Annotated in this window: 19 protein-coding genes and 1 pseudogene; 6 read left to right on the top strand and 14 right to left on the bottom strand. The window is 33.9% G+C overall.

The window, feature by feature from the left end; translation table 11 throughout:
* Positions 1–9: 9 nt before the first annotated feature.
* The 10 genes from AAKU52_RS12110 to AAKU52_RS12065 all read right to left on the bottom strand — a co-directional run bounded on the left by AAKU52_RS12110 (position 10) and on the right by AAKU52_RS12065 (position 15,477).
* A complete protein-coding gene (locus AAKU52_RS12110; RefSeq protein ID WP_354333783.1) occupies positions 10–1,467 on the bottom strand; it encodes a Gfo/Idh/MocA family protein in 1,458 nt (485 codons plus the stop codon).
* Positions 1,468–1,504: 37 nt separating this feature from the next.
* A complete protein-coding gene (locus AAKU52_RS12105; RefSeq protein WP_354333780.1) occupies positions 1,505–4,927 on the bottom strand; it encodes a DUF1080 domain-containing protein in 3,423 nt (1,140 codons plus the stop codon).
* 41 nt (positions 4,928–4,968) lie between these two features.
* A complete protein-coding gene (locus tag AAKU52_RS12100) occupies positions 4,969–6,243 on the bottom strand; it encodes a Gfo/Idh/MocA family oxidoreductase (protein ID WP_354333778.1) in 1,275 nt (424 codons plus the stop codon).
* 140 nt (positions 6,244–6,383) lie between these two features.
* On the bottom strand, positions 6,384–7,919 hold the full coding sequence (locus AAKU52_RS12095; RefSeq protein WP_354333776.1) for a RagB/SusD family nutrient uptake outer membrane protein: 1,536 nt from the start codon (positions 7,917–7,919) through the stop codon (positions 6,384–6,386).
* Between the two features lie 10 nt (positions 7,920–7,929).
* A complete protein-coding gene (locus AAKU52_RS12090; RefSeq protein WP_354333773.1) occupies positions 7,930–11,319 on the bottom strand; it encodes a TonB-dependent receptor in 3,390 nt (1,129 codons plus the stop codon).
* Between the two features lie 228 nt (positions 11,320–11,547).
* The gene (locus AAKU52_RS12085; RefSeq protein ID WP_354333771.1) at positions 11,548–12,687 is read right to left on the bottom strand and encodes a FecR family protein; all 1,140 of its coding nucleotides are present in this window, start codon (positions 12,685–12,687) and stop codon (positions 11,548–11,550) included.
* 69 nt (positions 12,688–12,756) lie between these two features.
* Complete coding sequence (locus tag AAKU52_RS12080) at positions 12,757–13,329, bottom strand: RNA polymerase sigma factor (RefSeq protein ID WP_354333769.1); 573 nt, start codon at positions 13,327–13,329, stop codon at positions 12,757–12,759.
* A gap of 164 nt (positions 13,330–13,493) precedes the next feature.
* Positions 13,494–14,618 (bottom strand): glycosyltransferase family 4 protein, encoded by a 1,125-nt coding sequence (locus AAKU52_RS12075; RefSeq protein ID WP_354333767.1) that lies wholly within the window; start codon positions 14,616–14,618, stop codon positions 13,494–13,496.
* 131 nt (positions 14,619–14,749) lie between these two features.
* Positions 14,750–15,022, bottom strand: coding sequence for a hypothetical protein (locus tag AAKU52_RS12070; protein ID WP_354333765.1), 273 nt, complete (start codon positions 15,020–15,022; stop codon positions 14,750–14,752).
* 287 nt (positions 15,023–15,309) lie between these two features.
* Positions 15,310–15,477, bottom strand: a complete 168-nt coding sequence (locus tag AAKU52_RS12065) for a hypothetical protein (RefSeq protein WP_354333763.1) — start codon at positions 15,475–15,477, stop codon at positions 15,310–15,312.
* Between the two features lie 159 nt (positions 15,478–15,636).
* Here AAKU52_RS12065 and AAKU52_RS12060 point away from each other — a divergent pair.
* Positions 15,637–16,808, top strand: a pseudogene (locus AAKU52_RS12060) (IS4 family transposase).
* Positions 16,809–17,258: 450 nt separating this feature from the next.
* Here AAKU52_RS12060 and AAKU52_RS12055 read toward each other — a convergent pair.
* A complete protein-coding gene (locus tag AAKU52_RS12055) occupies positions 17,259–17,603 on the bottom strand; it encodes a GDSL-type esterase/lipase family protein (RefSeq protein ID WP_354333761.1) in 345 nt (114 codons plus the stop codon).
* A gap of 316 nt (positions 17,604–17,919) precedes the next feature.
* Between AAKU52_RS12055 and AAKU52_RS12050 the strand changes: the two genes are divergently transcribed.
* The 5 genes from AAKU52_RS12050 (at position 17,920) to AAKU52_RS12030 (ending at position 21,480) form a co-directional block, all read left to right on the top strand.
* Entirely contained in the window at positions 17,920–18,153 is a 234-nt protein-coding gene (locus AAKU52_RS12050; RefSeq protein WP_354333759.1) for a hypothetical protein, read from the top strand.
* 321 nt (positions 18,154–18,474) lie between these two features.
* Positions 18,475–19,107: a hypothetical protein gene (locus AAKU52_RS12045; RefSeq protein ID WP_354333757.1), complete on the top strand. Its 633-nt coding sequence runs from the start codon at positions 18,475–18,477 to the stop codon at positions 19,105–19,107.
* Entirely contained in the window at positions 19,107–19,916 is an 810-nt protein-coding gene (locus tag AAKU52_RS12040; protein ID WP_354333755.1) for a DUF3307 domain-containing protein, read from the top strand. The genes AAKU52_RS12045 and AAKU52_RS12040 overlap by 1 nt, the downstream gene beginning before the upstream one ends.
* 182 nt (positions 19,917–20,098) lie before the next feature.
* On the top strand, positions 20,099–21,184 hold the full coding sequence (locus AAKU52_RS12035; protein ID WP_354333753.1) for a fatty acid desaturase family protein: 1,086 nt from the start codon (positions 20,099–20,101) through the stop codon (positions 21,182–21,184).
* A gap of 116 nt (positions 21,185–21,300) precedes the next feature.
* Complete coding sequence (locus AAKU52_RS12030; RefSeq protein ID WP_354333751.1) at positions 21,301–21,480, top strand: YtxH domain-containing protein; 180 nt, start codon at positions 21,301–21,303, stop codon at positions 21,478–21,480.
* Positions 21,481–21,502: 22 nt separating this feature from the next.
* On the opposite strand, the gene AAKU52_RS12025 is transcribed toward AAKU52_RS12030, so the two are convergent.
* From AAKU52_RS12025 to AAKU52_RS12015, 3 genes are all read right to left on the bottom strand, one after another.
* On the bottom strand, positions 21,503–21,892 hold the full coding sequence (locus tag AAKU52_RS12025) for a hypothetical protein (RefSeq protein ID WP_354333749.1): 390 nt from the start codon (positions 21,890–21,892) through the stop codon (positions 21,503–21,505).
* A gap of 446 nt (positions 21,893–22,338) precedes the next feature.
* Entirely contained in the window at positions 22,339–22,680 is a 342-nt protein-coding gene (locus tag AAKU52_RS12020; protein ID WP_354333747.1) for a helix-turn-helix domain-containing protein, read from the bottom strand.
* A gap of 100 nt (positions 22,681–22,780) precedes the next feature.
* Complete coding sequence (locus AAKU52_RS12015) at positions 22,781–23,818, bottom strand: GNAT family N-acetyltransferase (RefSeq protein WP_354333745.1); 1,038 nt, start codon at positions 23,816–23,818, stop codon at positions 22,781–22,783.
* Between the last annotated feature and the right edge of the window lie 130 nt (positions 23,819–23,948).

Genomic DNA, 23,948 nt, shown 5'->3' with positions numbered 1-23,948 from the left:
ATTCTATTGCTAAACACCTAAACTCCAACCCTGGCGATATTCCCTTTTCACAAACTGGTTTACCTCATCAAAATTTGTTACCCTTAAATTTTCTTTATCCCATAGCAGTTTAATATCTCTACCTGGATAATTAAAACCTTTACCAGTCACTTTTGGTATTTGTACAACTGTTCCTCTTATAGCCAGATTAGCGATTAATAAAGTTTCTGTAAGTGGCCCTGCAATTTCAAACGGAGAACTTAGCTCTTTTTTGCCATAACCGGCAATACAAGCTTCTACCCACGACCAATAATGGCCGTCTACGCCACCAGGTACCCTTTCTATACTTTGTTTTACTCGTACTTCATTGGTACGTGATAAAGGTAAAAGCCTTGGGTTTGCGCCATATACATCACAAATCATTTTACCTCTAGTACCTTCAAACAAGACACCATTAGCACCAAATGGTTCATTGGCTCCTAATTCTTCTGGACGTGCAGGTTTAATACCCCCATCCATCCAGTGTATTTGTAAATCATCTTTAGTTTTCTTTGTTTTCTTGAATGTCATGATAACATGACTTGATGGTGGACAACTATCTGGAAAATAGCCTCTTTTAAATTCATCAACATAAATACTTCCCACACTACACTGTACCTCTGTTGGTGTATCTAATTCCAATATTCGGAATGGTGGTTCTACCAAATGGCAGCCCATATCACCAATGGCTCCAGTGCCGAAATCCCACCAGCCTCTCCAATTAAAAGGAACAAGTTTATCTATATAAGACTTTTCTGGGGCACTACCCAGCCAGAGATCCCAATCTAGCTCTTTTGGGATTTCAGCAGTTGTGGGAGGCCACATTATGCCTTGTGGCCATGACGGACGGTCGGTCCAACAATAGACTTTTTCTACTTTCCCGATAACTCCTGCATCCACCCAGTCTTTTAATTGTCTAACTCCATCACCAGACGCCCCCTGGTTGCCCATTTGGGTAACTACCTGGTAGTGTTTAGCCGCCTGAGTTAATTGACGAGCTTCGAAGATATCATGAGATAGCGGTTTTTCTACATAAACATGTTTACCTAATTGCATCGCAGCCATTGCTATCATCGCATGGTTATGATCTGGGGTTGAAACCACAACGGCATCAATGTTTTTGGCTTCCTTATCCAGCATTTCCCTGTAATCTTTATAATATTTTGCTTTGGGAAAGTTTATAACTGATGTTGCCGCTCTGCGGTCGTCAACATCACAGAGAAAAGCAATTTCTGCTTTTCCCCCTTTATAGATGTTACTTAAATTACTTTGGCCTTTTCCACCAACGCCTATCCCAGCAACATAAAGCCGGTCACTGGGGGCTAAAAAACCTTTTCCACCAAGAACATGTCTAGGAACGATCATAAATCCTGCTGCAGCCAGTGCAGTGGTCTTAATGAAACTTCTTCTTGAATTTATAGAAGTTGAATCCTTATTGCCTTCAGTCATATATTTGGAATGGTATTATTTTATATTTTAATAATGGTTATTTTTTGCTTAAATCTTTGATTCGGATATTCTTAAATTGTACCGGAGAGCCATGACCAAGAAATCCGATATGACCACTTTCGCGTAACAATCCTGGATGTGACTTGCCATCTGCAGCACCGTTTTTACGGGCTTCCGTAATATCTCCATCAAGAATTACTGTACCATTTAAAATCACTTTAATTTTAGGTCCTTTCACAATCACTTCTTCATAGTTCCATTCACCCATTGGTTTCAGAAAACCTCTTTTTGCAGGTAAAGTTCCATAAATTGAACCATGGTATTGGTAAATATGAAGGTCTTTATAAATAGGTGCATCGTTATCCAAAATCTGCAATTCCATACCTTCATAAGCCGCATCGCCGTTAAGTGGAGCTCTGATACCTAACCCATTATTGGCACCTGGTGTTAACTGAAACTCAAAACGATAAATAAAGTCACTGAATTCTTCTTTGGTAAACAAATTACCACCAGATCCTTTACCCGGTATTGGTCTTATGGCAATATTTCCATCTTCAATAATATAGTCAGTTGTATTACCCGTCCATTGATGCATATTGGTACCATCAAAAAGCACTTTAAAACCTTCTTTCTTTTCCTGTGCAGTTAATTCAAAAGGTTTTACGCGTGGAATTTCTCTTATATAAATATCACGGTAAGCGATAGGAGATCCATGTGCTTGTAATTCAATTTGTTCTTCTGCAAAAATAGGCAAACTTCTATCCCAGTAATTTTCCAAAATCACATTATCAGTAACCAATACTCCGTTCAAATAAACGGTAACACGATCGCCCTTCATTGAAATGTAGAATGTATTCCATTCGTCTAATTTATTGTCGGCTACTGTAAGTGGTTTACTTGGGTTAGATTGATTGTTGTATAAACCTCCAGATCCAACTTGAGCACCGTCTTTAATTCTGGCATTATCCCAGATTTGAACCTGAGGTGTACCACGCAAATAAATACCTGCATCACCATTTTGTTTCTTGTCATCTATAATTTTCCAATCAACAAGCATTTCAAAATCACCATATTTTTTAACTGTAGCCAGGTTTTCTCCTTTACTGGCAAATCTTAATTCGCCATCCATCACCTTCCAACTGTCTAGCATCTCCACATTTGCCTTTTCTTGTGCAACAGCTAAAGTTTTAGCATCCATTTTTGCCCTTTTAATAGGGTCTCCTACTAAGCCTTTCCAACCTTGGAGGTCAACTCCATTAAATAACGCAACATAACCTTCTCCTTTTGGCATTTCTACAAGATACTTGCGCATTGCTTCTTTTTGATATTCGCTATCCCCACCTTTAATTACATTGATGGTTTTATTCAACAAACGTTTAATGATTTCACCATTATAAGATTGATCAGCTAAAACAATGTTCATCACTGCATTTGCAGCAGTTTGTTGTAAGGCAGCATCATCAAGATATATTCCAGCAAAAACTGCTGCATTAAAAGATTTTGCTTTTTCCATATCTTTCAATATTAACAGTTTTTGTGCGTTAGTCTGCGCAATGGCCATTGCTTCACGTAATTTCAAAAACCGTTGTACATCAGTATAAGAAGCAGTCCTTACCAAATCTAGGTAACCTCTTAAAGCATTGTTGACCTCATTAGCATCTTTAGACTCCTGGCTAATTTTCATTAGCAATGCTGTTGCACCATTATCCGTCCATAAAGCTAAAGCAGTAACAGCGGCTTTTTTGCTTTGGGCATCACCAGTATTATAAGTTTCAGCTATCGCTTTTAACGATTTTTCACCACCTAAACTGGCTAATATGTTATAAAACACCAGCTTTTTTTCTTGTGGGGCAGCTGACATGCGTTCCAATACCATATCAACTTGAGCATCATTATTTTCAGTTCCTTTTACGGCCATAATAATGGCATTCTGTAATTCCATTAGTTCATTTTGAACTGTTGTCTCATTTAACAAGTTAAACAATTGAGGTAGATCTTTATTGGTTACCGTCTGCTTTAAAGCTGCATATGCTGCTTGCTTTACAGCAGGATTTTTATGATTTAGTAAGCCATAAATACTGCTAATCTGTTGGTTAGCTGCACGCGAAGCTAAAATTTCAACTAATGCAATTTGAACCGGAGGTTTTGACTTAGGAATATAAGCTGCAATTTTTTCTGGAATTCCATTTCCCTTCATCCTTAAGATCGCATTTTTCACTTCCGTAATGGTTGTTGAATCACCTTTACGCATCACTTTATACAAATCAGGTAATACCTGTACCTGCCCAATTTGAACCGCTGCAGCTATTGTAGCAAATTTCAATTGCTGATCTTTACTTTTCAATAATTTAATTAACTGTGGTAAAGCTTCTTTCGGTTTGCTTATTGCAAGCATATCTATAATTTCAACCTTCGTCTGGGTATTTACTTTTCCCAATTTATTAAGCCAAAGGGCTGTTGTAGCTGGAGTAATGTAGGGAATTGCAAATTTTAAAGCTGCCATACGAAAAGCTGAATTGGTGTCATCCATTGCCTTTAAAAGCAATGCTGTACTGTTATTTTTATTGCTTTCTATAAGGATTTTTAAAGCCGCAATACGGGTATGAACCTGATTACTAGCTAAAGACTTTTCAGACAGCTGAGTTGCTATTTTTATGGCAAGCTCGGTATTACCTGCTTTTAAAAGTCCTTCTGCATACAATAGATTAGCCACTGTAGCACTAGTATTTTCATAGAAATAATTTGCTTTTTCTGCAGCTGCTGTCATAATAGGTGCTGATGAGGGATCTGCAATATTTGCTAAGGCTATTAAAGCTACTTTTGCCTGGTTTTGGTTTCCGTTTACAGCAACAAGATTTAAGGCAGGCGCTGCTTCCTTGATTTGGCTTAAGCCCATGGCTTCCATAATTGAAAGTTGCGCGAGCCCATTAGTTTTTGGAAAAGCATTTAATAATGCTGCTTTTGAAGCTGGAGAATTGATTTTAACCAAAGCTCTGGAGGCAGCATCAGCAAGTTGTAGGTCTGTTAAATAAGTTTGAAGACAAGCAATGGCATCGTCTTTGCCAACCAGTTCTAACTGACTTATTAAGAATTGCTTAACTTGTTTATCTGTTGCATTATTTAAAGCTTTACAATAAGCGTTAACGCTCTTACTTCTTTCCTGGTCTTTTCCCGTTTGCATTACATAAGCAGAATATCCGCCAATAGCATATTCTAATGAAGAATTGTTTCCTTTACCGTTTGCGCTGAGGCCATTAATCAAAGTAACATAGCCTTCTTCGCCTAGTTGAGAGATTTCAAGCATATTACCTTGAAGTTGTTTTGCATCCTTTGCAGGAAGCTGCGCGAGTAAATCTGCTATTTTTGTAGTTAAAGTACGCTGGTCAGTACTATTTTGAGCAATCGCTGAATTTTGTAACCATCCAGCAGCCAGCAGGATGAAGAATATCTTTTTAATCATTTTTTTTAAATAAAGGTTTCTGCAGAATTATATATATGTGGTTATGAAAGTATATAAGGTGCTCTCATTACCGGATTGATCAGCCTGTTAGCGGCTTCATCATCAATAAATTCCTGTTTAATTGGGTCGAATTTTAATGAACGACCCAATCTTAAGGCAGTTAATCCTATATTAATTAATGTGCAGGAACGGTGACCATTCTGTTCATTTAAAGCAAATTGTTTCCTGTTTTTAACAGCAAAATTAAAGTCTGTCATTTGTGGAGCCGGCTCTGGAAAGGCAGCTAATTTACGTTCTAAATCAGGAATGTCAGATTTAAATCCTGGATAAAGTTTACCCTTGGTGCCTGCTATATAAGGTACATTAGTATCTTTACCCTCACCGTCTAAAATGATCTGACAACCATCTGCATAGGTAAAAGTAATCCTTCTCCATGTTCCAACGGCATCAGTATGTTGTTGTGGTGCATCAATTTCAACTGAAACTGGACTGGTATCATCTTTACCTAAAAAGTATTGAATGGGGTCTAAATAATGCTGTCCCATGTCACTCAATCCACCACCATCATAATCCCAGTAACCCCTGAAGGTTTGATGTACTCTGTGTGTACTATAAGGTTTAAAAGGTGCCGGACCAAGCCATGCATCATAATCTAATTCTGAAGGAACTGGCTCTACGGGTAAATTATCTTTACCAACCCAATAAAATTTCCAGTCGAAACCAGTATGCTTACTTACGGTAACTTTTAATGGCCAACCCAATAAGCCGCTATCTACAAGTTTTTTAATCGGCTGAACGGGAGTACCCATTCCATAGAAATTATCTTTAAAACGGAACCAGGTATTCAATCTAAATATGCTGCCATGCTGTTGTACCGCCTCCATCACTCTTTTACCTTCTCCAATGGTGTGGGTCATTGGTTTTTCACACCAAATGTCTTTACCAGCATTGGCAGCATCAACAGCCATAATTCCATGCCAGTGTGGTGGTGTCGCAATATGTACTATATCTACTTCAGGTAATTTTATCAATTCCCGATAATCACTAAAGGTTTTCACTCCTTTATCTAGCATAGGTAATGACTTGGCAATGTGTCTCTTGTCTACATCACAAATGGCGACAACCTGTGTGCCATCATAAGGGAAATGGTTTCTTCCCATTCCGCCTACGCCAATTACGGCTTTGGTCAGTTTATCGCTTGGAGCAATAAAACCTGCCCCCCCTAATACATATCTAGGAACGATGGTAAATGCTGCCAGTCCAATAGCAGTTTTTTTTATAAATTCTCTTCTTTGGTTTGGTTGATTTGGTTTCATTTATAATTAGTGGATTAATGTGTTTTATATTTTGATTTTTAAAGTTAGTAACTTTAGGAAATTTACCGTCATTAAATTGGAAAGCTTTTATAGGCCGCTATAATTGTGAAGGTTGTTTGATAAGCCAACTTTAATGCAAATTAATACCCTGGATTTTGTTTTAGTTTAGGATTTAAAGAAATTTCACTATCTGGAATTGGTAACAACTGGTTTTTATTCAGGCTGTATCCATTTGCAAATTTTGTATCTACCAATTCTCCATTTCGGCCTTTAACAGCTATTGGATAAATTTCCATGCCGATTTCCCAGCGTCTTATGTCACTCCAATACAAGCCTTCCATTGCGAACTCTACTCTCCGTTCTTTCCTTAATTTTTCTCTTGCCTGCAATAATGATAAGCCTGAAGCTAAATCTGGAAGCTTAACGTCATTTCTTCCGTTTCTAACTTTATTTATCAAATTGATCGCCTCTGTAATATTTTTGTTAGGTCCTTCTATCAGTGCTTCTGCTTTAGTTAACAATACATCAGCAAATCTTAATACGATAAAGTTTAATGGTGACTGGGAAGCTATAACTTGTTGATCTTCAATAGTGTATTTCCTTATTGCAAAGCCAACTTTCTGTCCTGTATGATTTTTAATTTCATCGGGGTATAATTGTCCCTGGAAGTATGCTCCTGGCCTCAAAACAGTGAAATCTAGCCTTGGATCTCTATTGTCATACGGATGATTTGGATCTAAAGGTGTTCCATCTAATGTTTCATAAGCATCCACTAGATTTTGAATAGGAACGACAGAGTTAGAACCAATAATGCCATACTTCAAGTTTTGAGGCTGCCAATAGCGATCGAATATGCTTCCTTGAGAGAAAGGTCCACTCATAAATTGCACGTCAAATAAAACTTCCTTATTGTTTTCGTTAGCCACCTGGAACAGTCCATGGTAACTTGGAAACAAGTCGTAAATTCCCATACCAATAACCTTATTAGCGTATTCAATAACTTTTTCCCAGTTTTTCTGGTATAAATAGGAACGCATTTTCATTCCATAAACAGCACCTTTAGTAGCCCTTCCCATTAGGGGCGCAGTAATAGGTAACAGTTCTTCTGCTTTATCATAATCCATGTGCACCTGCGCCCAGGTTTCTGTAGCCGTTGAGCGTTCTAAATTTCTTGATTCTTCTACAGTAATTGTTTTAGTGATAATGGGTACACCACCATAACTATCTGCCAAAAGCGCATAAAATACCCCTCTCAAAAAATAAGCCTCCCCTTTCATTGTCATTTTTAAAGCATCATCCATCTGTACCTTCTCAACGTTATCTAAAAAATAATTAGCTCGGTTGATGCCTTTATAACAATCCCTCCATCTATCAATTACAATTCCAGCATCACCTGCCTGAATGGAACCGTTACCTACTTGCATTTCCATTCCTTCCCAATGTGCCCACTGGAAAGCATTGGGTGTTGCGGCATCCAAGCCACCGCCATAGCCATAAACTTTGGGTTTTTGCAAGGTATTATAAATACCATATAGTGCCAGATAAGTATCGTCCTGACTTTTCCAAAAATTTTCTTCTGTTATTCTATCTTCAGGTTTTACCTCCAGAAAGTCCTTACTGCAAGAGGCAAAAAACAGAACGACAACACCTAATATTAAACTTAAAATATGTTTCATTTTTTCCTTTTTAAAATTGTAAATTAATGCCTAACGAGCTTATAAATGGTGTAGGATATAGACTGCCGCCACTGTCAAATGTATTTCGCTCTGGGTCGAAGCCTTCATAGTCGCCAAAAACAACAGCTGGCAGGTTCTGGAAATTAGCATATACACTTGCGCTACCCATTTTTAATTTACTCATCAAATTTTTTGGGAGTGCATAACTTAACTGTACATTTTTGATTTTAAAATAGGAAAGATTGGACACCCAAAAAGAGGAGTCATACCTGTTCCATGTATCATTGATTTTGATGAGAGGTAAAGTGTTGCTTTGGTTTTCTGGAGTCCAGGCATCCTTCCAACGTTCTGTAATTACACCACCAGATATTCCTAATGGCTGTGTCCAACTGCTTTTTGTAAAAGCATTTACACCAGCTGCACCAGAAGTTACTATATCTAGTGTCCAGTTTTTAAAGCTGAAACCTAGATTCAAACCAAAGATGAACTTTGGAATAGTATTTCCCAAGGATTGTTTATCCAGATAGTTTAATTTGCCGTCACCATTCACATCTTCATATTTTAAATTTCCTGCTGTAGGTGTATAACCATTGTTTACCATATAGCCCTTTGCTTCTTCATTTGTTTGAAAAACACCAATTGATTTGAAACCATAAAGCGACTGGTAAGAATAACCTTCTCTAATTAAGTACAATTGATCTGGTGATTGGCCACCTCTAAATTTTGTAACCTGATTGGTTATATAAGTAAGGTTTGCACCAATTCTATAATTTAAAGTATTATCTCCATTTCTCGACTGGTAGGTAGTTGCTACTTCTATACCTTTGTTCATCATTTCACCTACGTTCTCAACTGGTGCACCCACACCACCCAAAATTTGGGAAATTGGTAACCTTACCAGGATATCCGCTGTTTTTTTGGTGAAATAATCGGACTCAACACTCAATTTACCATCAAACATATTAAAGTCTAAACCTATATCGGTACTTTCAGTGGTCTCCCATGAAATGTTGCGATCAACTAAATTTGTAATTGCCGCACCGGGAACCAGAGACCCTCCAAAATTATAACTGGTACCGTAATCTTGCGTAATGGATTGTATATACGGGTAATCACCGGCAATACCATTGATGTTCTGGTTACCTAAACGGCCCCATGATGCCCTGAGTTTTAGATTTTGAATTACCTGTACATTTTTCATGAAAGACTCTTCACTTATTCGCCACCCAACAGAAAAGGCTGGAAAAATACCCCAGCGATTTCCTGAATTAAACCTCGAAGAACCGTCGGCTCTTAAATTAGCTTCAAATAGATATTTTTCATTAAAATTATAATTCAATCGGCCGAAATAAGATTCCATACGCCAGCTTGTGGTATTTCCATTTGCAATTGCATTAAATGTTCCTGCATCTACTTCATGCAAGCCCTCTTTTGGTGGTCCTGAACGCTGACTAAGCATGGTTTTTGTTTGGTCCTCCTCCACTTGTGTACCGAGTATTGCTGTGATGTTGTGTGCCTTGTTAATTGTTTTATTGTAATTTAATGTATTGAAAAAGGCCCAGTAAAAACGCTCTGTATTATTTCTGGAATTATTAATAGTTGATGGATAATCGAGAACACTTGTCTTTATACCTGTGTTGGTATAAGCAAAATTCATTTCATTATAACGATCTATCCTGTTGTTGTTAAATTGACCAGAATATAAAGTTTTAAAAGATAGGTCTTTACTGAACTTAATCGTTGCATTCAAACTACCTTTAATAAAGTTATTTGCATATTGAGTTAGCCCATTATACATATCTGGCAAAGGGTTTCTGGTATCTACAATTGGCTGCCCTTTATTAATTCCACTGAGGTACATAGCTTGGGTTGCACCAAAATTTCCATCAGTAGTATAGGGGGCTGTAAATGGATATCCACCATTCGACATCAGGTACATGATTCTATTGATATCATCATAAGGTCTTTCGGTAACTTTTCTAGTTGCCTGAACTACCCCTCCTACTTCCAGCCAGTTTGTTATTTTAGAATTTAAGTTTAAATTTAATCCAAAACGCTGTGATTGGGTTTCTTTTATTATTCCATCCTGATTCATATAATTGAAGGATAAATAATGATTGCTTTTTTCTGACCCGCCTTTTATCGAAACGTTATGTTCCTGGATTGGTGCTACGGTAAAAACTTCATCAAAAAAGTTCGTATTCGGATAAATAAAAGGATCTCCGCCTGTTTGAAAACCATTGATTACTTCTTGAGGAAAGAGTGGATCACCACCATTATTCTGAATGGCTTTATTCCATATAGTCATAAATTCAGCACTATTTTCCACAATATTGAAACGACGTCCAAGTTTTTGTAAGCCGTAATAGCCGTTGTAAGCTAATTGAGGTGCAGCATTGTAGCTTCCTTTTTTTGTGGTAACTAATACTACTCCATTTGCTGCTCTAGAACCGTATATAGCTGAAGATGCAGCATCTTTAAGTACGGTCATAGAAGCAATGTCGTTTGGGTTCAACTCATTTAAATTCCCTTCTACACCATCAATTAATATTAAGGGATTAGCATCGTTTAATGTTCCAAAGCCTCTAACTCTTAACGTGGAGCCATCACTTCCAGGTGAACCTGAATTTTGGCTAACCCATACCCCAGATACTTTTCCAGAGAGTGCTTGAGAAGCATTAGTAATTGGCCTGTTATCCAATTCTTTTGTGAAATCAACTGTTGAAACTGCGCCGGTTAGGTTTAACTTCTTTTGTGTACCATAACCAACTACAACCACTTCATTTAAAGAAGAAGCTTCTTCTATTAAGATGATATCAACGGTTTTTCTATTCGCAATTTCAGCTTCCTGACGGTTGTAACCCACATAACTAAATACAAGTGCGACAGAGCTTTGTGTAATATTTAGCTTGTAGTTACCTAACTCGTCAGTTACCGTACCTACTGAGGTGCCTTTAATCATGACGTTAACACCTGGCAAAGGTGTGCCCTTCAAATCTTTTACGTGTCCGGTTATTATTTCCTGTGCAATGGTCTTTTCTTTAATAACCTTACTCAAAATTTTAGGTAACTTTTTGATCACAACGGTATTATTTTTAATTATAAAAGTTAATGGTTGAACTTTGAAAATTTTGGTAAGTGCTTCATTAAGAGATACATTTTTTAATTCTACATTTACGGGGTTGGCATTATTCAAGATTTCAGAATTGAATGCAAATTCATAATTACATTGTTGTCTAATATTCTTAAGTACTTCTTTAAGTGGGGTATTCTTTTCTTTGAGTGTAATTTTTTGTGCGGAACTGGCTGCACAATGTGTAGAAATTAAAAGAAATAGTGACAGCATCCATATCATTAACGGCTTAAAAAATAGTGGTTCCTTTTTTAGTTCTATTTTCATTGGTATATATATGTTTTAAAAGTTTATAAAGCTTCGGTTGATTTTTATTTTAAGCACTAGACTTATTACGGCTTCTTTCTTATGTCGCTCTTATTGAATAGTCAGTAGCAACCTTTAAGCTTATTTAAGTTCAGTTTAATTTTTCAATAGTAATCGAATATTCTAAAGAAATAAATTTTAAAGTGTTGAGATTAAATAGGTTTCCATATATGTTTTATTTTTATCTTTTTATGGAGTAATGATGATCCTCCTTCCCTTGATTTTAAATTTTATCGTTCCTGTTGATTGAAATATTTCCAAAACTTCGGTAATGTTGCTTCTCCGGGATATTTTGGCACTAAAGTTCAACGCAGCAATATTACCCTGATAGACGACTTCAAAATCATACCAGCGTGACAACTTGAGCATAATGCTTTTTATATTCTCGTCATTAAATGCAAAGTATCCGTTTTTCCATGCTAATGCTTGTTCCAAATCTGCAGGCATTTGTTTAATTTTCTCCTCGCCTTTATTCCATTTAGCCATTTGTCTGGGTTTTAACCTCATTACGTCTTTTGCCGTTTTTATTTCAACAGCACCTTCAAATAAAGTGGTGGAAATTATTGGGTCATCCTGGTATGCTGCAATATTAAAATGCGTACCCAACACTTTAACAGTCATATCATTAACTGTTACTTTAAATGGTTTAGACTTATTCTTTGCAATTTCAAAATAGACTTCTCCTGTAATAGCAACAATGCGTTCCTTATTTTCGAAATTTATAGGATAAGTAATTGATGAAGCAGCATTTAGCCAAGCATTGGATCCATCAGGTAATGTTACCTGGTACTGACCCCCAACTGGAGTTGAAATACGATGATTTCCTTTGTTGGTATTTGCATTTTTCTGAGCATAGTTATAACTATATTCAATTTGTCCATCACCAGTTTTCGTGATTTTAATACTTTTTTCGCTAAAAAGTGGACCTTTGGTTACCTTATCTAAAAATATGGTTTTGCCATCAGCAAGGGTAAGGGTAGCTTTATTCCCACCTGGTTTGATCTGCGATTTAACATAATGAACTATAGCATTTTTAGGTTTACCTAAGAAATAAAATGAACCACCCAATAGCAGCATAGCCCCCAAAAATATGGCTGCCGCTTTAATGAGAAAATCTGCAAATAGGAAATGTTTATGGGGATTTATATCTGATTTCAAACTCTGCCAAACACCTTTAAGGTCAGTTTCAACAAGTTCTGTATCTAAATCAATATTAAATTCTGGTAGCTCCCCATACCAAAGTTCTACAAGTAGTTTTTCTTCTGCGGTACAGGTCCCAGCTTTATATTTATTGATTATTTTTTTTGCATCGAAATTTGAAATTGCCATATATTAATTCCTTAATACTACAATAGTCGGCCAAGTAAAGCCTAGGGGGGTAAGGAACTGAAATTATTTTTAAATAAATAGCCAGAATAAAAAAGGAGCGTAAGTGTTGATTTTTACACGTAAGATGCGTAAAGCGTTTTTTATATGGCTTCTGACGCTTTGAGTAGAAAGGCCCAGTTTTTCTGCTATTTCGCTATGGCTAAGGTTTTCTATGCGACTGAGTTTAAATACCTCCCTCATTTTAGGAGGGAAGCTTTCGATTTCTCTATTGATAATTGATGCAAATATCCGTTCCCTAACTAAGTAATCTGTAGGTATTGTTTTGTTGTCTAAAAAAGACTGGAAGTTTTTATATTTTTCTACTGTGTATTTTGATTCGATTATATCAATAACTTTATACCTAACGGCATGATATAAATAGTTAGCAAAACCGTCTCTTATCGAAAGTGTTCTCCTTCTTTCCCAAATACTGAGAAAAATTTCATGAATAATGTCTTTAACCTGTTCTCTGTCATGAAGCTTTTTATAAGCATATACATAAAGTATGCCTTTGTAATTATTGTACAATGTTTCAAACGCAAGTTGATCTCCAGACTTCAATGCGATTAAAAGTAATTTATCGTTCTGAGGTTCAGAAATCATTTTACACTATTATTTTGATGGTAACATAGAAATTACTTAAATACATATTCCAAATTAAGTAATAATTGCTGGTTTTTATTTGAAATTCATTATATTATTAGATAATTTAATGAAATTAAGATTATCAAATCGCTTTTTAAAGTGATTATGCTATATTTAATAGCCTAAGGTGACTGGATAATTTCCAAGAATTTATCGTAATTTTTATCGATACAAAAATCTGTTTTTACTAAATCCAAACTTGCCTGCCGGTGTTTCATTATTAGGCTTGGTTGTAATAGATATTTTTCCATGGCTTGTTCAAGTTTTTTTGGTGTTGCCTCGATTAAAAAGCCGTTTTTTTTATCTTTGATATAATGTGCAGTACCATTATCTATTGAGCAAATTACCGCCAAGCCATTGGCCATTGCTTCTAATTGTGAAACAGAAGCTGGTTCTTGAATACTGGGCATTAAAAAAACGTGGTGCTTCTGGTAATATTCTTCCATTTTAGGATGTGGAATATTTTTTAATAACTTAATGAAATTTTGTAATTTATTTCCGTCAATTTTTGATTTAATATTTTTATAAATCCCCTCCCTTTTATCAGTCCCTGTACTCCCTATTATGGTTAATCTAAAGTTTTTATGTTTTTGATGCAATTTAATGACTACATCAATCAGCATACTTAAGTTTTTTCTGGGCTCATATTTAGCAACACACAGGAAATGAACAGTATTATTTGCCGAATTATCAATAATTTCTACAGTTTTCGGATAAATAAAAAACGGCAAATATTCCATATAAGTTAAGTCAGTTAATTTTTCAGTATTATTTGATGTATGTAATACCGGGGTATACCATTTAATTTTATATCTATTGGAGAGTAAATAGTCATAAGTTTTTCGCAAAAGACTTCCTTTAACTACCAACTTAGGTGTTTGTGTATAATAAACCAATTTAGTTTTAGAAAAAAGGAAGGGAAATAGAAACCAAGCATAAACAGGTTCTGGCCCACCCCTAATCACTATCACATCAGGGTGGAACTTTCTAATCATAGCATAATATTGAAAAAGTTTTGGAATAGCGAATTGTTGAAATTCAACAATATCTAATTTCTTTTTAAAATATTGAATGTATTTCCGGGTAATAATAGAAATGGGAATAACTTTAGGCTTAATTGCCGTGTAATCCTCACTGTTTCCTTTACCTAGTACAAAAAAGTCCAACTGATGACCTTCCTCTAATAATTTATTTACTAGTGAGGCTTGATTTGTATGAAAGCGTGGCGCTATAAATAATATTCTCATTCAACATTTTTATCATTAAGTATAAAGATATTATTTTGATTTATAAGTTGATAATTTTTAACTTATTGTATTTTATTATTTTTATAAATAAAAAATTTACTTACAAGAGAATTCAATCTTTTTCTTGCAAACTAATGGAGTTTTACATACAATTCACATTGTGTAAACCATTGTCCTTTTATTTTTCGCCACATAGTTGTATAATTCTTATGGAATGCCTCCTCTTTAAATGACCATGTGCTCTGCTCCCAAGCGTCATATCCGCTTCGATTGAATATAATTTCATTAGGTAAGCATTCAAAAACCGGACTGCTTTGGAAAAACATAGATTTCCAATCTTCAACTATTTTAGCCTTGCCAATGGTATGACTGCCATCACTAGCAATCTGGATAAAATCCAGCAACCAGTATTTTGCTACATCATCTACATCTTTTTTTAATATAGAAGTATTCGAATTTAATCTTGCTTGCCTGATAGTTTCTGCATCATGAATAGAGATTATGATGGGGTGATCGTCTCCATGTAGTTGGTAGGTCGTGGTAAGTTGGACTTACCACGACCTACCAAGGATTTCTAAACAGGAACATATAGATTAAAATACACCATACCTCGTTTTAATATCAATTGGTTTGGTGAAAATTTTTACTGATCTAAACGAACTATTAATTTCTTATTAAAATACTAGTTTAATCAGGAAGGTAAACTGCCCGGATATTTTTTGATTTTATTTATTTTGATTTGCTGTTCGGCCATAGCGATCATTTCATTTAACTCTTTTACTTTTAAGTCTGCTTTAGTAAGCGCCTTTTGAAGTGCTATAACTTCAGCAATGACATTATTTTTGTTTATTCTTTCCATAATATTTGGGTTTACATTACCAATATCGGAAATTTTATTCACAGCAACCACTAACAATTAAGTTTTATAACAATGGCGTCCTAAACGTTGAAAAAAGAAAGGGGGTTTTTTAACTCAAAGTTTACCTTTGAGGTGCAAAAAAAACCGACCCCTTTCTCGATAGTAAATATAACGTTGTTTTCACAAATTATTTCAAAGTTGGACCGTTCGAAGTTCAATAAACTTTCTTTAAGCAAAGGAACAGACAAGCACAATAAGGTTATAACAGCTGGACGCATTTGGTTTCCATTTTGTTCTGCTAATTCGCAAAAAGTCAATCGGTACGTGACATCAGTAATGGACTCCGTTCAGCTACAGGTAATTTAAATCATATGGGCGTGCAAAAAGGCCCGTCAAAATCCAGTGTCAGCTATCAGAATAAGCATAGGGACCATAACCTATTTAAAGACTATTATTTCTGCTTGTTGCAAAGTCTGGGACAGCAGGCTGGCTTTAAGCAGGTAAAGTTCAGGATCAAGTCCAAAATCTTTTTGCTGGATTCGACCACGATCAGTTTATGCCTGTCCCTATTTGATTGGGCTAAATACAAAACAGCCAAAGGAGCTATTAAATGCATACCTTATTGTATTACGATGGTAACCTGCCAGCTTACGTGAATATAACAGATGGCTAAAACAGCCGATAATAAAGGAGCCTATCAGGTGCCTCTTCATAAAGTAAGCGTCATTGTAGCGGACCGTTTTTACAATGATTTTTATCTGCTGAATGTCTGGGACAGCAAGGGTGTGTATTTTGTGATCAGACATAAAGAAAACCTTCAGTACGAATCCCTGAAAGAAAACCTATTGCCGGAAAACAGGCACCAGAACATCATCATGGATGAGTTAATTGAACTTAAAACCCCTGCTTCTAAGAAGAAATATGGTAACAGGCTCAGAAGGGTAGCCATCTGGGATGAGAAGAACCAGCAAACCATAGAACTCATCACCAATCAAATGACATGGACAGCCAATACCATTAGCGAACTTTATAAAAGCAGATAGCAAATTGAGATTTTCTTTCGGGAAATTAAGCAGAACCTGCATATTAAATCATTTGTGGGAACTACTGAAAATGCCGTGATGATACAAATATGGACCGCTCTGATTACCATACTTATCTTAAAAGCGTTCAAGGCTATGGCTAAATATAAGTGGCACCTCTCAAACCTGGTCGCTTTTATAAGGCTTAACATATTTGTTAAAATAAACCTGCAGGAATGGCTTGATAAACCATTTGATGAACCGCCAAAAGTGAAGCCAAATCTCTGCATACAGGGGATTCTTTTCTAAATAATCATAAAATAACCCCTGTTTCAATTCAATCACCTACTTTTACATATTTCTAAAACGTTTAGGACACCATTGGTTTTATAACCCTGTTATTTAGTTTTTTTGCAATTTTTGCATCGTATGAATTTTGAATATGATTACATGGATAGGTTTTGAAACTAGTTATTAGCACTATTTATTTTGACTGGTTGCTTGCTGACAAGTCTTATTAGTATTATGGGAGTAAAAAAAAGACAATAATTTATACTAATTTTTTTTCTTGATCTTCATTTTTTGCATCAGATACTTTCAGAAGTCAGTAGATTAATTGTTTTAATTGAGGCCAAATGTTATGGGCTATAACCTGATAACCTTTTGCAGATGGATGAAAGACATCATTCACATTTAAGTGTGAAACTCAAGCCTAGCCTTCCAATAAGAAAGGAACTAATTCCATATCATTATTTTTTGTTATTTTTTAAATACAAAGTTAAATGGAATTGTTCTAGCCTCAGCCAAACAGAATGTGATTTTAATGCCAAGAAATAACATTGTGATACTTGGATAATTTGCCTTAACTTTATCGATAAGGGCTTGAAGATTCCTTTGTGTAATTTCAGATGGGATATCTTTTAGAATGTCATTAGCTCCTAACTCCAAAACAAACAAATCAAAATGCTGATCTATATATAAATCAACCCGTTCAAGCTCTACTGCCGATGGTTCTCCGCTTAACCCTATATTGATAACCTTAAAAGGTAAATTATTTGCATTAATTTTTCTTTGAATTCGCGCTGGTAGGAATTCTAAAAACACATCATAAGACCATAGCCTGCAGTGTGGCTATCACCAAAAAATAAAATGGTTTTTATTGGTGTAATTTGTTTTAAAGTTGATGAAGCTTATATTTATTACTATAATTATATAACAAGCATTTTTGCGAAAATACTGCTCTACGTTATTGCATAGGTATTATACATCAAAACAATATTTAGAAAATGCTGTTTTATTTATTCAAAAATACTTTTATATAACCCGTTGGGTGAAATGTAAAAATAGAATAAATAGACATAAATATTGGTTAAGATACTGAAATTAATTATCTTAACATCACTAAACAAGCCCAACATTCATGATAAATTCAATAAAAAATTACATCAAAATACTAGAAATTTTAAATTCTTTAGAAATGGATCACCCTATAAATAAATCAGGAAAAAAACCAAAAATATCTGATTTAGAGGTTGTTTCTTTAAGTTTTACATCTGAATATATGTCAATAGACAGTGAAAATTCATTATTCAGACAAATCAATCGTGTGGATTTACCTTATTCGATTGAACGAAGTCAATATAATAAACGTTGAAGAAATTTGTTCGGGTTTACAAACAAAATTAGACAGATATTAGCCTCCAAATTCAAGTTTATATTTGATAGATCTATAAATAATATTAAAATTCAAATCACTTAATTTCACCCAACGGGTTTGTATATACAATTATATAACATATATACTCTAAATGGTTATTATTCAACAAAAATTATATAAATATAGATTATAGATTATTTAATCTATATTTAGAGAAGAAAAATCATTTTAATGAAACCATCATGAGCAAATACCTAGGAATAGCATTAAATTTTGCTCATGATAGCTTCATCAAATTTGAAAAACAAATTATATCTGATGAAAATATATGCGGTAATTACTGGTGATATTATTAATTTCACAATGTTGGCACCAGCAAAAAGACAATCTCTTATTGAAGATTCTGAAATATTACTCAAAAGTTGGATAAAAAAAAGTGTGGATGCTGAAATATACCGTGGCGATAGTTTCCAAGTTTTATTTGAAGATGTTAAGGAGGCTTTGTACAGAAGTATACAATTAATTTGCTGGTTTAAACTTCGTTCAGATCAGGTTAATAAAATTTATTTGGGAACAAAGATTTCTATCGGAATTGGGGAAGTTTCCTATCGGGGGAAAAATGTACTGAGCTCGGATGGAGAAGCTTTTCACCTTTCAGGCCGGAGTTTCGATCAAATGAAAAGTGGCGAATTATTGGCGATTAAGACCAACGATGAGTCAGAAAACAAAGCGATTCAGGTCATCCTTAATTTTGTTAATAAATTAATTAAAGAATGGACTTTGGCACAAGCGGAAGTGATTCTTCTGCATGTGGAAGGAAAAACGCAACAGGAAATTGCTAATGAGCTGTCACTATCTCAACCTTCAGTGAACAGTAGGATAAAATTATCTAACTGGAAGGAGATCGAAATTGCTTTAAATTATATTTCAGAATTAGCACAAGAAAAATAATGGAAATAAACTTATTACTTCGGCTTCTGATTGCACATTTGTTGACCGACTTTATTTTGCAACCTAAAGATTGGGTCGATGATAAAGCCTTAAAAAAAATTAAATCTGTAAAGTTTTTGATGCACGTTACCCTTACTGCAATTATGGCCTACGTTTTTTCCGGTTATTATATGAATTGGTTTATTCCGATGACCATCTTTATCACACATTACTGTATTGATTTATTAAAAACGCACCTTCAAGATAGCTTCAGGAATTTTATTATTGATCAATTTCTACATGTTCTAGTTATTATTATAATCTGGTTAACAATAGATAATAGATGGAGTGATTGGCTTATTCTACTTTCTGATCAATTGGTTAAAACAGATTTTTGGTTAATTATGGTTGCATACCTTTTTGTTACCTGGCCCTTGGGCATCATGATCGGTAAAGGAACTCAAAAGTGGAGAAATCAAATTGCAAAGGAGCAAGAGAAAGTCCAATTTAATAAATTATATAAAGCGAGCATGGAGGGGAAGATAGAGGGGGCTGAACAGCAAGTGGATTTGCAAGAGGAAGAACAAGGGTTAGGATTGGCGAGTGCCGGTAAATGGATAGGTATTTGCGAAAGAGTTTTAATATTAACTTTTATGTTGCTACATCAATACACTGCAATTGGATTCTTAATGACAGCTAAATCTATTTTAAGATTTAGCGAAAAGGAAACAAACACACAGTTAAAAACGGAATATGTTTTAGTAGGAACACTAGTAAGTTTCACCTCATCAGCTATTATGGGCGTTGTTATATCCTATCTGTTGAATTAAAGATATTTAAAGTTTATAAAATTTGGCTTGTTTATTGTTAACTTTAATAAATTAAATGGGTGTACTTTGATTCGAACACTATTTTAAATATATACGAAAATTAAACATACAATCATACTTAGCAGCAAAACCAGAATTTCTAGAGGTCTTTGGATTGTGAAAAAGTTCCGCCTTTAAATCTAATGACTATAAAACTAAAATTTAACAACACATCTAAATCACTTTTTCTTGCGACTACTCGATCAAGAGTTGATGCCTATTTCAAAGAAGGAAATATTTCTCGTTTTGCAAATGATTCGATGTGGATTAAGGCGGTTATTTTTCTAAGTGCATTTTGTATTTTGTACACCCTGATCTTAGCTAATCTGTTCAATATTTGGATTATGTTTCTGCTAGCTTGTTTACTGGGAATGACAAGTGCATTTGTAGGCTTTAATATTTGTCATGATGCAATACATGGGGCATTTTCTGCCAATCAAAAAGTAAATAAATTTTTCAGCTTTATATTTAACCTAGTTGGGGCTAATCCTTATGTGTGGAGCATAACGCATAACATTGTTCACCATACTTTCACTAATATCCCTGGGCACGATGAAGATATTGAGATTGCTCCTGGATTAATTAGAATATCTAATGATGAACCAATAAATAGTTTACAGCGTTACCAACACTGGTATGCTTTTCCTCTTTATTGTCTTGCATCTATTTCATGGGTATTTAGAAAGGATTTTAAAAAATTCTTTCAACCTAAAATTGGGGAACATAAGACAAAACACCCTAAAAAAGAATATTTTAATCTTTTTTTTAATAAAGGCATATATTATTTGCTTTTTATTGTTGCACCTTTAATTTTTCTGGATATAACCTTTTGGCAGTTTATTATTGGTTTTTTAGCCTTACATTTTGTACAGGGATTAACAATGGGATTAGTATTTCAGTTAGCGCATGTTGTAGAGGGTACGGAATTTCCAGTTCCAGATTCAAGAGGCCATATTGAAGAGGCTTGGGCTGAGCATCAAATGAGAACAACAGCAAACTTTGCAACACATAACAAATTTGCAGCCTTCTTCTTAGGTGGTTTGAATCGTCAGATAGAGCATCATCTTTTTCCAAAAGTATGTCATATCCATTATGAAAACATTGGTCGGATAATTAAACAAACTGCTCAGGAACATAATATCCCTTATATCGAAAACCCAACACTTATAGGTGCCTTGAGATCACATGTTAAAATGCTCAAAAAGTTTGGTTTAGAAGCTATAACTTAATTATGTGTTTTTATCCTATACTATTACACTATTACAACAAGTTAGCCTTGAAAAATAAATTAGTTTAAACTTTTTTATCAGTATGGTGTTTTTTAAATAACTAAAACACTAATTATATGGGATTATTTAAAACGGCATTAATAGGCGCAGCAGTATATGGCGCCTTTAAATTTGCTACAAAAAAAAACATTAATGGAAAATCTATTATTGATGATATTAAACATAAGGCTCCTGAATTCATAGATAAAGCTAAGCGTTTCAAAGATGACATAGAGATGAAATATTCTAAAAAATGATATCTTTAATAAGTAAGATTTATCAGTCGTTTTGTTTACGATTGATATTTTCATAATTAGATTCATATGATGATTTTTGCAATAATTTTTTGTAATCTTCAAGTAGGGATATGTATTTTTCCATCCAATAATATACGGATTCCTGAGATCCATATTCTTTATTTATTTTAGCATTTAGTACTCTTTCTTTGCTTTTTAATTTGTTGGTTTCTAATTCTTCATTGAAGTCTTTGGAGAAATCATAGTTTATGACTTCTCCAATTCCACAAATTACATCAGCATTTAAACTCTTTTGTTGAAACCAATTATATAAGGTTCTTCTATTAACCTTCATTCTTCTTGATAATTCACTAATGTTTACATTTTGACGTCGAACTGCATGTTCAACTATCTCTCCAGCATTTAATTTCATAATATGATCATTCAAATTCAAACCAATTAAAACCTTTTTTAATTCTTAATGGATATTAATGTAATAATAAAAAAAATTAATTTTTTTTATCTAATTTATTATACAATAAATAAATGGGTTACATAATTAAAAATATATAATTTTATTATATATGTAAACCTATTAGTGCTCAATAAATAGCTATTAATATTCAATTTTTGGATATAATTAAACAATTCAAATCAACATCTATCATAACAAGAACCATCTGCAACTGACTATTTAGCATTCTATTTTGATTATTCGAGGTAATCGTACAATTATTATTCAACTTTTTAACCTTCATGTCTTTATGTAAATGTGATAACAAGCGGTGAGTATAACATCCAATATGACTTAAAATTAGAAAAATAAAAGAACAAAAACATAATAATTAATTATCGTTTTTTATTTATAATAAAGATATTCTAAGACCTGCACTTAATTAATAAATTAGTGTAGTTTTCAAGAAGGTTTATATATTTTGTTTTCCAATAATGAGCTAAATTGGGGTCAAAATTTACAATTGATTCTTTTTCATTTTTAAGTTTATTTAATTCAATATTTAATTGCCCATACTTTTCTGGCAAATCTTTCATGAAGTCATGATTGAGAATATCACCAATTTTATTAATAATTTCAAGACTAAGGTTTTCTTTTTTAAACCAATTATATATTGATTTTCTACTAACCTTTAATTTTCTAGAGAGTTCACTGATACTTATATTATCACGTCGAACTGCTAACTCTATGACTTCACCATTATGCATATTATTTATAATAAGAGTTAAGATCCTGGATTTATGTTTATTTTCTATTCAACCTGAAAAGGAAATAGTAAGATGTATAAATATAATTTGAAGAAGGAAGTTATACCGCTTTGAAAATACTACGATATAGAGGAAAAAAATCAATGTTTGAGGAAGGATCAATCGCGAATTGATTTAAAATAAAGTGATAAGCTTTTGGATTTACAATATACCTCCAGGATTTGTGATCAAATGTTAAATTAGAGAATTTTATTTTCCAGTTATATAATGAATCCTCCTTATAGCCAAGTCCCCCCCCAAGGTTGTAATATTTCATTCCTTTATTGCGTCCAATCACGCTTATCTCATCAACTAATAGTTTGGCGGGTGATACGGATTTGAATTCTTCTCTTGTAGCTAATAAATGACCTTGTATAATTTGATTAGTAAATACAATAATAGTCCCACATATCGGATTTCCATTCTCATTATAAACAAAATATAACTTTGCTTCATATTCTTTTGAATGAAGGAGTTTAATACAATATTCTTCGGTAAAGAAATAGGAATCATCTGCATTCAGGCGTATCATATTTTCTTCGTAAATAGTGATGAATATTTTAATGTCTTCTAAAGAATTTGCCTCTTTTAAATAATAGCCTAAACGTTTCAGCTGCTTAATCTTACTATAAACTTTTGGATATTTAGCCCTTTGAACTATAATAGGCGTGCTCAGATCTAAAACTATAACTTTTCCATTAGCACATATTCCCCCAAATTTTTGAAGTAATATATTTTGGTTAATAAACGGATGTAACCTACAAAATATGGAAATTATTTTTTCTTCTTTCAAAAAATCAAGTAAAGATTCTTTAAAATGATTGATAAATTGTTCATTCAAATCTTCAAATTCATTATTTGAAATTGGACCAACGTAACCATAAGCAGAACACAAATCATAATATTCTGTATCAGGAATCTTACGTTTAAATAATGGAAGTGCAATAAAATCACCATTTTCTTCGAAAACAAATAATAAAGCTGATCCTATCTTCTCAATAGCATGGTATGTCCAGGAATGATAAAAGTCATATTTTTTTGATTTTGCAACATAAGCAATCCATTCTTCTTTTTGGTTAATAGTAATTATTTTTATCATATTGTTTTCTTTTAAAGAAAATATTATTTAATTCATTGTAACTACTCAGGTACCTCTATGATGAAGCAATAGTCAAGAAAGCATTTAAGATGGCCTGCTCATTTTTCTTGCAGGTGTCGGTAATAGAACG

The sequence above is a fragment of the Pedobacter sp. CG_S7 genome (assembly GCF_040544395.1).
Classification (GTDB): domain Bacteria; phylum Bacteroidota; class Bacteroidia; order Sphingobacteriales; family Sphingobacteriaceae; genus Pedobacter.
This window is presented reverse-complemented; position numbering and strand designations above follow the sequence as displayed.

What these genes read in the sequence shown, in the direction of transcription:
- AAKU52_RS12110 (WP_354333783.1), bottom strand. Translation starts at nt 1,467, where the DNA reads ATGACTGAAGGCAATAAGGATTCAACTTCTATAAATTCAAGAAGAAGT.
- AAKU52_RS12105 (WP_354333780.1), bottom strand. Translation starts at nt 4,927, where the DNA reads ATGATTAAAAAGATATTCTTCATCCTGCTGGCTGCTGGATGGTTACAA.
- AAKU52_RS12100 (WP_354333778.1), bottom strand. Translation starts at nt 6,243, where the DNA reads ATGAAACCAAATCAACCAAACCAAAGAAGAGAATTTATAAAAAAAACT.
- AAKU52_RS12095 (WP_354333776.1), bottom strand. Translation starts at nt 7,919, where the DNA reads ATGAAACATATTTTAAGTTTAATATTAGGTGTTGTCGTTCTGTTTTTT.
- AAKU52_RS12090 (WP_354333773.1), bottom strand. Translation starts at nt 11,319, where the DNA reads ATGAAAATAGAACTAAAAAAGGAACCACTATTTTTTAAGCCGTTAATG.
- AAKU52_RS12085 (WP_354333771.1), bottom strand. Translation starts at nt 12,687, where the DNA reads ATGGCAATTTCAAATTTCGATGCAAAAAAAATAATCAATAAATATAAA.
- AAKU52_RS12080 (WP_354333769.1), bottom strand. Translation starts at nt 13,329, where the DNA reads ATGATTTCTGAACCTCAGAACGATAAATTACTTTTAATCGCATTGAAG.
- AAKU52_RS12075 (WP_354333767.1), bottom strand. Translation starts at nt 14,618, where the DNA reads ATGAGAATATTATTTATAGCGCCACGCTTTCATACAAATCAAGCCTCA.
- AAKU52_RS12065 (WP_354333763.1), bottom strand. Translation starts at nt 15,477, where the DNA reads ATGGAAAGAATAAACAAAAATAATGTCATTGCTGAAGTTATAGCACTT.
- AAKU52_RS12050 (WP_354333759.1), top strand. Translation starts at nt 17,920, where the DNA reads ATGATAAATTCAATAAAAAATTACATCAAAATACTAGAAATTTTAAAT.
- AAKU52_RS12045 (WP_354333757.1), top strand. Translation starts at nt 18,475, where the DNA reads ATGAAAATATATGCGGTAATTACTGGTGATATTATTAATTTCACAATG.
- AAKU52_RS12040 (WP_354333755.1), top strand. Translation starts at nt 19,107, where the DNA reads ATGGAAATAAACTTATTACTTCGGCTTCTGATTGCACATTTGTTGACC.
- AAKU52_RS12035 (WP_354333753.1), top strand. Translation starts at nt 20,099, where the DNA reads ATGACTATAAAACTAAAATTTAACAACACATCTAAATCACTTTTTCTT.
- AAKU52_RS12030 (WP_354333751.1), top strand. Translation starts at nt 21,301, where the DNA reads ATGGGATTATTTAAAACGGCATTAATAGGCGCAGCAGTATATGGCGCC.
- AAKU52_RS12025 (WP_354333749.1), bottom strand. Translation starts at nt 21,892, where the DNA reads ATGAAATTAAATGCTGGAGAGATAGTTGAACATGCAGTTCGACGTCAA.
- AAKU52_RS12020 (WP_354333747.1), bottom strand. Translation starts at nt 22,680, where the DNA reads ATGCATAATGGTGAAGTCATAGAGTTAGCAGTTCGACGTGATAATATA.
- AAKU52_RS12015 (WP_354333745.1), bottom strand. Translation starts at nt 23,818, where the DNA reads ATGATAAAAATAATTACTATTAACCAAAAAGAAGAATGGATTGCTTAT.